Source organism: Ruegeria sp. AL7, assembly GCF_056536105.1.
Genome location: NZ_JBQFJF010000001.1, coordinates 948,554 through 961,883, shown reverse-complemented (window position 1 = coordinate 961,883; position 13,330 = coordinate 948,554). Strand labels below are relative to the sequence as shown.

The 13,330-nt window shown below is 55.4% G+C and carries 13 protein-coding genes; 9 read left to right on the top strand and 4 right to left on the bottom strand.

Annotated elements, in window-relative coordinates:
* The first annotated feature begins 8 nt into the window (after positions 1–8).
* From ACR3E2_RS04825 to ACR3E2_RS04790, 8 genes are all read left to right on the top strand, one after another.
* A complete protein-coding gene (locus ACR3E2_RS04825) occupies positions 9–1,055 on the top strand; it encodes a sensor histidine kinase (RefSeq protein WP_480480925.1) in 1,047 nt (348 codons plus the stop codon).
* A 185-nt stretch (positions 1,056–1,240) separates the two neighbouring features.
* The gene (locus tag ACR3E2_RS04820; protein WP_209503925.1) at positions 1,241–2,281 is read left to right on the top strand and encodes a substrate-binding domain-containing protein; all 1,041 of its coding nucleotides are present in this window, start codon (positions 1,241–1,243) and stop codon (positions 2,279–2,281) included.
* 88 nt (positions 2,282–2,369) lie between these two features.
* Complete coding sequence (gene pstC / locus ACR3E2_RS04815; RefSeq protein ID WP_480480927.1) at positions 2,370–3,842, top strand: phosphate ABC transporter permease subunit PstC; 1,473 nt, start codon at positions 2,370–2,372, stop codon at positions 3,840–3,842.
* Positions 3,839–5,170, top strand: a complete 1,332-nt coding sequence (gene pstA / locus ACR3E2_RS04810; protein WP_480480929.1) for a phosphate ABC transporter permease PstA — start codon at positions 3,839–3,841, stop codon at positions 5,168–5,170. The genes pstC and pstA overlap by 4 nt, the downstream gene beginning before the upstream one ends.
* 12 nt (positions 5,171–5,182) lie before the next feature.
* Positions 5,183–5,980 carry a phosphate ABC transporter ATP-binding protein PstB gene (gene pstB, locus ACR3E2_RS04805; protein ID WP_480480931.1) on the top strand — a complete coding sequence of 266 codons (798 nt, stop codon included), beginning with the start codon at positions 5,183–5,185 and terminating at the stop codon, positions 5,978–5,980.
* A gap of 16 nt (positions 5,981–5,996) precedes the next feature.
* Positions 5,997–6,698, top strand: a complete 702-nt coding sequence (gene phoU, locus ACR3E2_RS04800; protein ID WP_480480933.1) for a phosphate signaling complex protein PhoU — start codon at positions 5,997–5,999, stop codon at positions 6,696–6,698.
* 12 nt (positions 6,699–6,710) lie between these two features.
* A complete protein-coding gene (gene phoB, locus ACR3E2_RS04795) occupies positions 6,711–7,400 on the top strand; it encodes a phosphate regulon transcriptional regulator PhoB (RefSeq protein ID WP_480480935.1) in 690 nt (229 codons plus the stop codon).
* A 178-nt stretch (positions 7,401–7,578) separates the two neighbouring features.
* Positions 7,579–8,346 carry an SDR family oxidoreductase gene (locus ACR3E2_RS04790; protein ID WP_480481672.1) on the top strand — a complete coding sequence of 256 codons (768 nt, stop codon included), beginning with the start codon at positions 7,579–7,581 and terminating at the stop codon, positions 8,344–8,346.
* Here ACR3E2_RS04790 and ACR3E2_RS04785 read toward each other — a convergent pair.
* Together ACR3E2_RS04785 and ACR3E2_RS04780 are read right to left on the bottom strand one after the other, a co-directional pair.
* A complete protein-coding gene (locus ACR3E2_RS04785; protein ID WP_480480937.1) occupies positions 8,343–9,212 on the bottom strand; it encodes an acyl-CoA thioesterase in 870 nt (289 codons plus the stop codon). The two genes, ACR3E2_RS04790 and ACR3E2_RS04785, sit on opposite strands and share 4 nt — an antisense overlap.
* A 51-nt stretch (positions 9,213–9,263) precedes the next feature.
* Positions 9,264–10,439 (bottom strand): serine hydrolase domain-containing protein, encoded by a 1,176-nt coding sequence (locus ACR3E2_RS04780; protein ID WP_480492692.1) that lies wholly within the window; start codon positions 10,437–10,439, stop codon positions 9,264–9,266.
* Positions 10,440–10,584: 145 nt separating this feature from the next.
* Between ACR3E2_RS04780 and ACR3E2_RS04775 the strand changes: the two genes are divergently transcribed.
* Positions 10,585–11,319, top strand: coding sequence for a DsbA family protein (locus ACR3E2_RS04775; protein ID WP_480480941.1), 735 nt, complete (start codon positions 10,585–10,587; stop codon positions 11,317–11,319).
* 7 nt (positions 11,320–11,326) lie between these two features.
* Here the strand turns inward: ACR3E2_RS04775 and ACR3E2_RS04770 are convergent, their stop codons facing one another.
* Together ACR3E2_RS04770 and ACR3E2_RS04765 are read right to left on the bottom strand one after the other, a co-directional pair.
* Positions 11,327–12,361 carry a phosphotransferase family protein gene (locus ACR3E2_RS04770; protein WP_480480943.1) on the bottom strand — a complete coding sequence of 345 codons (1,035 nt, stop codon included), beginning with the start codon at positions 12,359–12,361 and terminating at the stop codon, positions 11,327–11,329.
* 14 nt (positions 12,362–12,375) lie between these two features.
* Positions 12,376–13,194, bottom strand: coding sequence for an SDR family NAD(P)-dependent oxidoreductase (locus ACR3E2_RS04765; protein WP_480480945.1), 819 nt, complete (start codon positions 13,192–13,194; stop codon positions 12,376–12,378).
* Positions 13,195–13,330: the final 136 nt, after the last annotated feature.

The window sequence follows — 13,330 nt, the reverse complement described above, 5'->3', positions numbered from 1 at the left end:
TTTGAAGCATGTCAGATGACCTTCTAGACGGATTTGTTCAGGCCATCCCAATGCCCGCGCTGATGGTGGATCAGACCGAACGGATCATTGCCGCCAATACGGATGCGAAAACCCTTTTGGGGCAGAATATCGTGGGGCGGCATTTTGCGACCATCCTGCGGCAGCCACAGGTTCTTGAAGCGATTGAACAAAGCCTTCAGTCCAAAGGAACCAAGGCAGCGCGTCATCTTTCCAATGATGGCGCGCAAGACACAACGTTTGATGTGCAATGCCGGTATATGAACGGGGTCGGAGCCGTGTCGGGCGGGGCCGTTCTGTCCACTTTTCAAGATGTCACGCATCTGGAGCAGGCAAGTCAGATGCGCCGCGACTTTGTTGCCAATGTCAGTCACGAATTGCGGACGCCTTTGACGGCGCTGATGGGCTTCATTGAAACCTTGCGCGGCCCTGCACGTTACGATCCGGCTGCGCGCGACCGGTTCCTGCAAATTATGGCCGATGAAGCCAACAGGATGAACCGGCTGGTTGGCGATCTTTTGTCACTGAACCGCGTGGAAAGCGAAGAAAGAGTTCGCCCAAATAAACAGCTGGAGCTGACAGGGCTGCTGCAATCCACCATGAACTCGTTGCGCCCCCTTGCGGAAGAGGCGGGCGTGACGCTGACGCTTGACGCACAGGACGGCCCACTTTCCGTGATCGGAGACAGCGATCAGTTACGGCAGGTATTCACCAACCTGATCGAAAACGGAATAAAATACGGTGCCAGCGGTGGCAGCGTCACAGTCAGCGTTCTGTCATCAGAGCGTGACGCGGCGATGCGTGGACCTGGGGTGCGGGTGAAGGTCATCGACAAGGGGCCAGGAATTGATTCCGTACACCTGCCACGTCTGACCGAGCGATTCTATCGCGCCGACAATCACAGATCCCGGCAGTTGGGTGGAACGGGGCTGGGGCTGGCCATCGTCAAGCACATCGTCAATCGCCACCGCGGACGGTTGCGCGTGGAAAGTGAGTTGGGAAAAGGTTCCGTCTTTACGGTCATCTTACCACGGTAGCCCTTCCCACATTACCGCCCTTCAAAATCTGCCTCGTTTCGATTTTCTGACTCGAAATCTCAGGATATTCGAGAGTTGTCATAAAAGCGTTACACACTTGTCACAAAAGGCTTACGCACGACCCCTAGGGGTGCACGCAGGATCATCATGGGGGTGATCAATCATACCTTTTCAAGGAGACTGAAATGTCCTTTGTGAAACTGTCGGCTTCTGCGCTGGCAATCGCCGCCGTCTCGGCAACCACCGCTGCTGCCCGTGACAACGTTCAGGTTGCCGGTTCGTCGACCGTTCTGCCATATGCCTCGATCGTTGCGGAACTGTTTGGTGAGAACACCGATTTCCCGACCCCGGTTGTTGAATCGGGCGGTTCGTCAGCTGGTCTGAAGCGTTTCTGTGAAGGTGTTGGTGAAAACACCATCGACATTGCAAACGCATCGCGCGCGATCCGTGAAAAAGAAATCAAAGCCTGCGCCGAAAACGGTGTGACTGACATCATGGAAGTCCGCATCGGTTATGATGGTATCGTTTTTGCAAGCCAGCAGACCGGTCCTGCCTTCACCGCTTTTGAACCTGCCGACATCTTTAACGCTTTGGGCGCAAAAGTTCTGAAAGACGGTGAAGTGGTTGATAATCCTTACACTACTTGGGCCGAATTCAACCCTGAACTGCCTGATGTAGAAATCGCTGGCTTTATTCCGGGCACCAAACACGGCACCCGTGAAGTGTTCGAAGAAAAAGTTCTGCTGATCGGTTGTGAAGCGACCGGCGCGATGGAAGCCATGATTGCTGGCGGTATGAGCGAAGACGACGCAGAAGATGCATGTCTGGCCGTTCGTACCGACGGGAAAGCGGTCGACATTGATGGTGACTACACCGAAACGCTGGCGCGTATCGACACCAACCCCAATGGCATCGGCATCTTCGGCCTGGCGTTCTACGAGAACAACACCGATAAGCTGAAAGTGGCAACCATGTCGGGTATCGCTCCTTCGACCGAAACCATCTCGACCGGTGAATATCCGGTTTCGCGCCCGCTGTTCTTCTACGTGAAGAAAGCCCATATCGGCGTGATCCCCGGCCTGAAAGAATATGCCCAGTTCTTTACCCACGACGAAATCGCAGGCGCTTCGGGTCCTCTGGCAAACTATGGTCTGGTTGCGGACCCTGAGCTGGCAAAAACTCAGGATGCAATCGCCAACGAAGTAACCATGGGTTCGGGCAGCTAATCCCGCCTTTGGTTCGAAATACCGGGGGCGGCATTTCTGTCGCCCCCACATTTTTCAGCTTTCCCGGCCAAGACCAAATGGGGGTTTCATGCCGATAGTATGGCTCGTTCTGATCGTGCTAGCGATTGCTTCAGTCGGTTACGTGTTGGGGCGCTCACGCGCCCTGCAAAGCGCCACAGGAGATATCCGGGCTTTGCACTCGCTGCCGTCGTATTATGGCGCAAATGTCGCTCTCAAGACGATCGTACCCGCATTCGGCCTTATGATCCTCTGGTTGCTGGTACAACCGCTTTACGTGAACTCTCAGGTTTCTGAAACGATCTCGGGTTCTGCCATCCAAGACGGCTCGTCCCTAAATCTGGTCATGGCCGAGGTCCGTCGCACCGCGTACGGTCTGGACAACGCGGTTGCCGCCGGGCAGATACCCGAGGAACTGGCGCGCAACGCGCGCGCGGATGTAATCGACATGACCCAGCGTCTGAAGGATGCCGGGCAGGTGGTGACGTCGGATATCACGCAACCTGTGCTGCGCGCGGCGCAAACCTATCGGATCATGAATGCGACCGGCTATTCGATCATGGCAGTCGCCGTCATACTGACCGCACTCGCCGGTGCTGCGGTCAGCTGGTTTCAAACTCGCGCGGAATACCGCGCGCGTAATGTGGTCGAGCAGGGGGTGCGTATCCTGTTGCTGGCGGCCGCATCCATCGCAATTCTGACCACTGTCGGGATTGTCCTGTCCCTGGTTTTCAACACTTGGGAATTCTTCAAGCTCTACCCTGCTACCGATTTCTTTTTCGGTACGACATGGGCCCCCAGCTTTTCGGGGCGCGGCGGGTCGTCTGAGCTTGGTATTATTCCCTTGTTGTGGGGGACATTCTATATCTCGCTCGTTGCCCTGCTGGTGGCCGTCCCGATCGGGTTGTTCGCCGCGATTTACCTCAGCGAATACGCCTCCCCCCGTGTCCGCGCCGTAGCAAAACCGCTGCTCGAGATTCTGGCCGGTATCCCGACCATCGTTTACGGCCTATTTGCGCTGCTGACCGTTGGTCCGCTTTTGCTTGGCCTGTTCGGGGATGAGGGGCTTGGCTGGATGAAAGCTGGCACGGCAGTCATGACCGCTGGGTTGGTCATGGGCATCATGCTGATCCCGTTTGTGTCCTCTTTGTCCGATGACATCATCAATGCGGTGCCGCAGGCCATGCGCGACGGCTCTTACGGATTGGGCGCAACGCAATCGGAAACCATCCGTCAGGTCGTTCTGCCAGCTGCGCTTCCGGGTATCGTGGGGGCGATCCTGCTGGCCGCATCGCGCGCCATCGGTGAGACTATGATCGTGGTTCTTGGGGCAGGGGCGGCAGCACGGCTGAGCCTGAACCCGTTTGAAGCCATGACGACGGTCACCGCAAAAATCGTGAGCCAGCTAACCGGAGACGCGGATTTCGCTTCGCCCGAAGCGCTTGTGGCCTTTGCACTGGGCATGACCCTTTTCACCCTCACGCTTGGGCTGAACATCTTTGCCCTCTACATCGTGCGTAAGTATCGGGAGCAATACGAATGACCGACGCCAGTATGCAAAGTCCTGAAACAGGTCATCGCTCTGTCTCGCTGACTGTAGCGGATGCACATACCAAAAAACGCGCAAATGCAGAGAAACGATTTCGGGCCTACGGGATTGTCGCTATTGCAACGGGCCTGTTCTTCCTGATCGTTCTGTTCGCCTCAATCCTGTCGCAGGGTATTCCGGCCTTTCAGCGCACTGTTGTCAGCGTGGATTTCACCTTGTCCGCTGCGCAGCGAGACGAGGCGGAAGGTACGTTGTTCAAGACCAAGGCCTATTCCAACCTGTTCATCGCTCAGCTGAGCAAGGAACTGGAAGACCAAGGGATCAGCGTTGATTTCGACGAAGAGGCGATCGAACGTCTTCTTGGTAAAATCGGCGGTACAATCCGAACTTACTATGCCGATAACCCCGGCAAGCTGGGTGATCCGGTCAAGTTTGATCTGGCCGCCTCCAGCCGGGTCGACGGGTATTTCAAAGGCCGCGTGTCCCGTGACTCCTTGCAGGACAGCCGGTTTCTACAGCTAAGCGATCTGGATCTGGTTGATGCGCTGGAACAGGCGGGCATCATCAAGCAGGCTTTCAACTGGCCGTTCATCACCGGCGCGGATTCTGGCGTTGACAACCCGGGCGGTGCCGGCATCGGCGCCTCGGTCATTGGGTCGTTTTTCATGATGCTGGTGGTTTTGGGCCTGTCGCTGCCCATTGGTGTGGCAGCGTCGATCTATCTTGAAGAATTCGCTCCACAGAACAGGTTCACCGACCTGATTGAAGTGAACATCTCGAACCTTGCAGCCGTGCCGTCGATTGTGTTCGGTATTCTGGGTCTGGCCGTGTTCATCCAGTTCATGCACCTGCCACAATCGGCGCCGCTGGTTGGAGGTCTGGTTCTGACCCTCATGACATTGCCGACGATCATCATCTCGACCCGCGCCTCGCTGAAAGCGGTTCCGCCGTCGATCCGTGATGCAGCGTTGGGGGTAGGGGCCTCGAAAATGCAGGCTGTGTTCCACCACGTACTGCCTTTGGCCGCACCAGGCATTCTGACCGGCACCATCATCGGTCTGGCACAAGCCTTGGGTGAAACTGCACCGTTGTTGCTGATCGGCATGGTAGGCTTTGTGGCGCGGGGATATCCCGACGGGTTCCTTGCCGGCTTTACCGAGCCGAACTCGGCAATGCCCGCCCAGATTTACACTTGGGCCGCACGCGCTGATGTCGGGTTCTACGAAAAGGCCTGGGGCGGAATCATCATCCTTTTGATGTTCCTGCTGACCATGAATATCATCGCTATCATCCTGCGCCGCCGCTTTGAACGCCGCTGGTAATTGGGGGCAATAATGAACGACATGACACGAGTGGAGAGAACCGTGGACTCCAAAGACATCAAGATCAACGCGAAGAAGGTTCAGGTTTATTACGGTGATACCCACGCCATCAAGGACGTGAGTGTTGAGATCGAAGACAAGACCGTCACGGCCTTTATCGGCCCTTCGGGTTGTGGAAAATCGACCTTCCTGCGGTGTCTGAACCGGATGAACGACACCATCGATATCTGCCGTGTCGAAGGTGATATCCTGTTGGACGGCGAAGACATTTATGACAAGCGGGTCGACCCCGTTCAGTTGCGCGCCAAAGTCGGCATGGTGTTCCAAAAACCGAACCCGTTCCCCAAGTCGATCTACGACAACGTGGCCTATGGTCCGCGCATCCACGGCTTGGCCAAGAATAAGGCGGAACTGGATGAGATCGTTGAGAAATCCCTGCGTCGAGGCGCAATCTGGGATGAGGTCAAGGACCGTCTGGATGCGCCTGGCACGGGTTTGTCAGGGGGGCAACAGCAACGTTTGTGTATCGCGCGCGCCGTGGCAACCGAACCGGAGGTCCTGTTGATGGACGAGCCGTGCTCGGCGCTGGACCCGATTGCAACCGCACAGGTCGAAGAGTTGATCGACGAATTGCGTTCCCGATATTCGGTTGTGATCGTCACACACTCGATGCAGCAGGCCGCGCGCGTCAGTCAGAAAACGGCCTTTTTCCACCTGGGTAATCTGGTGGAATTCGGTGAAACCGGTCAGATTTTTACCAATCCGGTCGATCCGCGCACGGAAAGCTACATTACAGGCCGTATCGGCTAAGCACAGGTATCAAACAATGAGCGAACAACATATTGCATCTGCTTTTGACCGCGACCTCGAAACAATCCAGGCGCATATCATGAAGATGGGCGGTCTGGTTGAGGCCGCTATCATGGGCGCGGCGCGCTCGCTTGAAAGCCGTGACGTTGAGCTGGCCCAGGAAATACGACAAGGTGACAAGGCCATCGACGCGTTGGAAGACCTGATCGACGAGGAAACCGCGCGTCTGATTGCATTGCGCGCGCCCACGGCCAGTGACCTGCGACTGGTTCTTTCGGTCCTGAAAGTATCCGGTAATCTCGAGCGGATTGGCGATTACGCGAAGAACATCGCCAAGCGTACGACCGTTCTGGCCAATGCGGGCGAGATCAGCGGCAGCGCAGCTGCCTTACGCCGCATGGCGCGCGAAGTTGAACGTATGCTGCGCGACGCGTTGGACGCCTATATTCAGCGCGACGCGGAACTGGCCACCGACGTCATCAACCGCGATGAAGAGGTCGACCAGATGTATAACGGCCTGTTCCGCGAATTCCTGACCTTCATGGCTGAAGATCCGCGCAATATTTCGGCCTGTATGCACCTGCATTTCATCGCCAAGAACATCGAGCGTATGGGCGACCATGTAACCTCGATTGCCGAGCAGGTGGTGTATCTGGTTACAGGCGACCGCCCGACCGAGGCTCGGCCCAAGGCCGATATAACGTCGCAAACAGCGTAGGAGAGGCTTGAGATGTCCGCAGATCAACCGACGGTTCTGGTGGTCGAGGATGAGTTGGCCCAACGCGAGGTGCTGGCCTACAACCTTGAAGCCGAAGGTTTTCGCGTCTCAAAGGCGGCCAACGGTGACGAAGCTATGCTGCTGGTCGACGAAGACTGCCCGGATATCATTGTTCTGGACTGGATGATGCCCAACCTAAGCGGGATTGAGGTTTGCCGCCGGCTCAAAAGCCGTCCGGACACACGCTCGATCCCGATAATCATGCTGTCGGCCCGATCAGAAGAGGTAGACAAGGTTCGCGGGCTGGAAACTGGTGCCGACGATTATGTGGTCAAACCATATTCGATCGTCGAACTGATGGCGCGTGTCCGAACACAACTGCGCCGCGTCCGACCGGCAACTGTTGGCTTGCGACTGGAGTACGATGACATCATTCTGGATTCGGAAACCCACAAGGTCAGCCGTGACAGCAAGCCCTTGAAACTGGGTCCAACCGAATTCCGGCTTCTTAGCACGTTCATGGAAAAGCCGGGCAGGGTCTGGAGCCGTGAACAATTGCTGGATCGGGTCTGGGGACGCGACATCTATGTCGATACGCGTACCGTTGATGTACACATTGGACGACTGCGCAAAGCCTTAACGCAACATGGCGGGGATGATCCGGTTCGCACAGTCCGCGGTGCCGGTTACGCGTTGGGATAATTCGCATCAGACCTGTGTTGATCGCATTGGTCTGATGGCTGATTGCAATGGAATCTGAGTATATCTCGGTTATTTCCTATTAGCGTGTAATTTGTATTATGGTAATAATGCAATACTTGTAATACAGAACGCAAGCCAACACATTGATAACACTGTAACGAACCTGCCCGGAATACGCATGGAGCTTGAGAACAAAACTGTCGTTGTCACCGGCGCTGCCCAAGGTATTGGTCGTGGTCTTGCAGAACGGTTTTCCCAAGAAGGTGCACGTGTAATCTGCTCGGATGTCGATATCGCTGGCGCAAATTTGGTCGCAAAGCAAATTGGTGGTCAGGCGTATCCCTGCGACGTTTCCAGCGAAGCGCAGATCAAGGCTCTGATTGATTTTGTTGAAGAAACTGTCGGTCCAATTGACCTGTTTTGCGCAAATGCCGGAATTCTGACGCTTGGCGGTCTCGATGTTGCGGACGAAGATTGGGATCGGATCTGGAAGATCAATGTCATGTCCCATGTCTGGACTGCTCGCCATCTGGTTCCACGCATGGTTCGTCGCGGCGGCGGATATATAATGATAACTGCGTCTGCGGCAGGTTTGCTGAACCAACCTGGTGCAGCCCCATATGGGGTTACCAAACACGCGGCTGTAGGATTTGCCGAATGGCTTTCGCTGACATATGGCGCTGAAGGATTGAAAGTCTCGGTCCTGTGTCCGCAGGCGGTACGTTCGAAAATGACCGAAGGCCATGAAATCTCAGTAGCTTCGATTGATGGGATGCTTGAGCCCAGAGATGTGGCTGAATCCTGTGTGCAAGCTATTCGAAATGAACGGTTTTTGGTTCTGCCTCATCCACAAGTCGCTGATTATTTGCAATTCAAAGCGGCTGATTACGATCGGTGGCTTATCGGAATGCAGAAGTTAAATCAAAGGTTTATGGGCAATACTTAAGGTTGTGCGCGAATTCTGCGCATCAATCCTTCCTGTGCGACAGATGCAACAAGGGTACCGTCCTCGGAATAGATCGATCCACGGTTAAAACTGCGTCCCTGCCCCGTCCACGGCGAATCCATCACGTACAGATGCCAGTTCTGAAAATTCACCGGCGCGTGAAACCATAGCGCGTGGTCCAGACTTGCGCCGTTGAACTCTCCGCTAAACCAGCTCAGACCGTGTGGCCGCAATCCAGAGGACATCAGGTTCATGTCAGACGCATAAGCCAGCAGTAAGTGCTGTGTTCTGGCGTCAACGGAAGCGGCTGCAGGCATACGGAACCAAGTCTGGTTTCGATCATCAGAGACTTTCGGTGTGAATGGATCCAGGTGATCGACTTCCCGAACCTCGATCGGGCGCTCGCGCAGCAATTCGCCTCGTAACCTTTCTGGAACACGTTCAACATATGTTTTACGCAATTCAGATCGGGACGGGTACGCTTCCGGTGCGTTCACGACGGGCATCGGATGCTGATGGTCCCAACCTTCGTCCCGGACATGAAAGGATGCCGACATGTTCAGGATTTGCTTTCCATGCTGAATCGCAACCACACGGCGGGTTGTGAACGAACCTCCGTCTCGCGCGCGATCAACTTGATAAATAACGGGTTTCTCTGGATCTCCCGGGCGAATGAAATAGGCGTGTAGCGAATGGCACAACCGCTCTTCAACAGTCCGATACGCCGCAGCGAGCGCTTGCGCGATGACCTGTCCGCCAAAGATGCGTGTGGGCGTTTCACCGCCCGACCCTGTCCCGCGAAACAGATCGACCTCAAGCCGTTCAATATCCAGAAGATCCAGTAAGATACGTTCCGCTTCGGTCATCGTCTGCTCGCAAGTTGTGTCGTCCGGCACCGGGTATCAGTACAGAGGAAATCATTCAATCATGGCCGCATGAACCAGTGCCTTGAGTTCGGCGCGGGATGGGTACGAACTTGAGGGGGACAGTTGGGTAAAGAAAATCGCCGTCAGGTCATTCTGCCAGTCAATCCAGAAATAGGTCGACGCCATTCCACCCCAGCTGAAATCCCCGATAGAGCCGGGAACCCTTACCAGACCGGGATTCAGAACAACCGCACCGGCTAGCCCAAAGCCCATTCCTTCCATCGGTTGCTCTGCGAAACTCTGCGGACCCATTGAAGCAATGTCCCCGGGAAGGTGATTGCGCATCATGAAATCGACGGTTTTCGGGCCAAGTATGCGGTACCCGTTCCCGGCCCCCCGATTTCGAAGCATGTCCGCGAATTTGGCATAATCATCGATTGTCGAAATCAGACCGCCACCGCCGGAAAAGGTCGTCGTGTTTTCGAACGGGGATTCTATGTGGGAATCGAACAGTCTAAGGCTTTCGCTACCGTGATCCGCGGAATTCAGCGCCATCGCGTCGCCAGCCAATGGGGTGTAAAGCGATGCGAAACGATCCCCTGCCCCAGCGGGTACGGAAAAACCTGTTTCGCGCATGTCCAGCGGCTCAAGGATTTCGCTTCGAAAGAACTGCTCCAATGACTGGCCCGAGACCAACTCGATCACACGACCCAGCACGTCAATCCCGACCGAGTATTCCCAGCGAGCACCGGGTCGGAACGCCAGTGGCAGCCCTGCCAGATCGCGCACAAGGTGTTCCAGAAGTCCCTGATTAGGTTTGAAAATAAGGTCCTGTTCATCCATCGCTTGGGGCAAAAGCCCGGAGTTGAACGGATAGCTTAGCCCACTGGTATGCGTCAGTAACTGATGCAGAGTGGGAGGCGGTGCAGCCTCGGTCTGATCCAGTCTCTCCGCCCCCGGGACCAGCGCGTGCATATCTTTGAATTCAGGCAGAAACTCAGACACAGGCACGTTCAGGTGAACAAGCCCGCGTTCGACCAATGTCATCAACGCGACCGATGTGACCGGTTTGGTCATGGAATAAATGCGCACCAACGTGTCCCGTTGGAAGGGCCGGCCAGTCTCCAGGCTGCTGAGACCACAGGCATGAAAAAAGGCCTCATTCCCTTTTTGGCGCAGCAAAAAGGATGATCCGGCATATTTGCGCTGCTCAACATAGTTTTCCATCCAATGGCTCAGCCGATCTAGCCGGTTTTGATCAAACATGGATTGCCTGTTGGACATTTGGGAACTTCCGTGAGGTTCTAAACTGCGACTGTTTAAGCTTGTGACCTGAAATAGCAGCAAAAAGTTGCGTGTTGCAGAGAAATTCGTGAACGGACTTCATCAGCGTGCCTCACAATGGAATGCTAGACTGATTTCGACGCAGATTCGCCTGAAGTTCAATGAACAAGATTTCAAGGGACCGAAAGGGAGGAACCCCATGACGCAGACCATAGACTTCATTTACGATTTTTGCAGCCCGAACGCGTTTCTCGCCCATAAGATGCTCCCCGATCTTGCCGAGCGCTATGACGCAAGCATTACTTATGTTCCTGTCCTGCTGCCTGCGGTGTTCAAGGCGACGCATAACCAAAGCCCATTTCAGGCGTATTCCGAAAACCGACAGAAGACAGCCTATTTGACGCATGATCTGCACCGGTTTGCCCGCCGTCGTGGGTTGAGCTTTCATATGAGCCCGCATTTTCCGATCAACACAAAACTTGCCATGCGCGGCGCGTGTTTTGCCAATGGAAAACCTTGGGAAGTCAGATATATAAACGCGGTTTTTGATGCAATATGGGTACATGGTCAGAAGGCGGACGAGATCGGTGTTCTTTCGGATATCCTGCATGAAAATGACTTGCCCGTTCGCAAAATTCGCGAAGCCATGGCGAGCCCCGACGTTAAACTGAAACTGAAAGAGATAACCAAGTCGTCGGTTCGGCGAGGTGTGTTTGGGGTTCCCAGCATGTTCACCGGGGCTGAGCTGTTTTTTGGAAAGAACAGCCTGCCAAACCTTGAGGTTGAGCTTTCAAGGCAAGATAGTGACACAAAAACAGCTTGATAGGTCGTCATTCTAATGTGGACTCAAGAGCTTTCAGGCCGTGCTGGGCGAATATAGGAACATATGCGCCAAAAGCCTTTGCGTGGTCGGGGTCTGACGCGTTCCCATTCAGCGCGCGTTTGTAGACACCCTGTAGAATGCCCGCCATGCGAAAGAAATTGAAGCCCAGATAAAAGCCGAAATTGTCTATGCCATCCAGGCCTCGACGTCTGCAGTATTGGGCGATGAAAGCCTCATCGCTGGGCAGGCCTAGACTATTTCGATCCACACCCGCCAGCCCCCGACCCTGTTTTCCCGGCGGCAACTGCCATTGCATGATTACTGCGGCCAGATCCGCATAAGGGTGACCGATCGTCGACAGTTCCCAATCCAGCACCCCGATACATTCCGCCCGGTTCGGCGCAAACATCAGGTTGTCGATGCGGTAATCCCCATGCACCAGCGTGCGCTGCCCGTCATCGGCCGGTACCGAGGTCTCGAGCGCTGAAGCCAGCGCATCCATATCCGCAATGGCCGAGGTCTCGGACGCGCGGTATTGCTTGGTCCAGCGCGCGATCTGACGCTCGTAATAGTTGCCAATCGGCCCATAGTCAGACAGGCCAACGGCATCGATATCCACCATGTGCAATTGGGCAAGAACCCTGTTCATTTCGTCAATGATGGCGGCGCGGGTTTCGTTGCTTTCTTTGGGCAGGGTTGGGTCCGGAAACACCCTGCCCTGCAAGCGTTCCATCACATAGAAGGCCGAGCCGATGACGTTGTCGTCTTCACACAGCAGATACATCTTGGGCACCGGAACCTCGCTCCCGGCAAGGGCGCTTTGAACCCGAAATTCGCGATCAACGGCATGTGCCGATTTCAGCAATACGCCGGCGGGCTTTCGGCGCAGCACATAGGCTTTCTCTGGTGTGCGTAACTCAAACGTCGGGTTGGATTGCCCGACATCAAATTTCCTCGCCTCCAATGGCCCGTTGTAGCCGGAAAGATGCGCGCTCAGATACGCATCTACCGCCGCCAGATCCAGTTTGATTTCGGTTTTCATTGGCTGTCTTCCCGTCACAGGGCCTCGGCAAAGATGTTTCCGGCGGTCACCACGTTGATCCCACCCGAAACCGGGATCACTGCGCCTGTCACATAGCTGCCGCCGCGACCGCACAGGAACAACATACAGCCTGCAATATCCTCGTCCCGTCCGACGCGACCCAGAGGTACAGACTTGCCAACCCGTTCTCTGGTATCTTCATCGGCTGTCGCAAAGGCAGTCATGCGCGACACAAACGGCCCCGGAGCGAGTGCGTTAACCGTGATGTGGTGCGGTGAAAGTTCCTTGGCCAAGACCTTGGTCAGGTGCAAAACAGCAGCCTTTGAGGCCGAATAGCTGTAGGCCCCATCGCCCATTGGGACTTCACCCATGACTGACCCCACATTGACAATGCGCGCCGGGTCTTCGGCGGTGCCTGATTTCATTAGCATTGGCAAAAGCCGCTGGGTCAGTTCGAATATCCCTGTCACGTTGACAGACATGACCTTTTCCCATGCATCGTAGGGAAATTGCCCCATAGGGGCACCCCAGGACACCCCCGAATTGTTCATCAGGATGTCCAGTGTGTCCGTACGCTCCTGAATGTCAGAGACCAGCTTGCCTATACCGGCTGCGCTGCCAATGTCACCGGCAAAGCCTTCGGCGCTGCCCGGCGCGTCCAGCGCGTTCAGTTCTGCAGCGACCTCGGCACAGGCGTCTCCTTTTCTTGAGGCAATGAGCACGCGCGCACCCGCCCGTACCAGCGCCTCGGCTGCCATGCGGCCAATACCTGTAGACCCACCTGTTACCAATGCGGTTTTGCCGTGAAGCGAAAAGAGGGTGTCGGGGGTCATTTTGTGCTCCTCAGTTTCTTTGGCACCGGTTCATCGTGATACAAATTGCATTCCTCTTGCCGTGGCGGCAGGCGTTGGACCGCAGCGTTGACAAAAAACCATGCTGCACCAAAACTTCCTCGACACAAAGTACAGG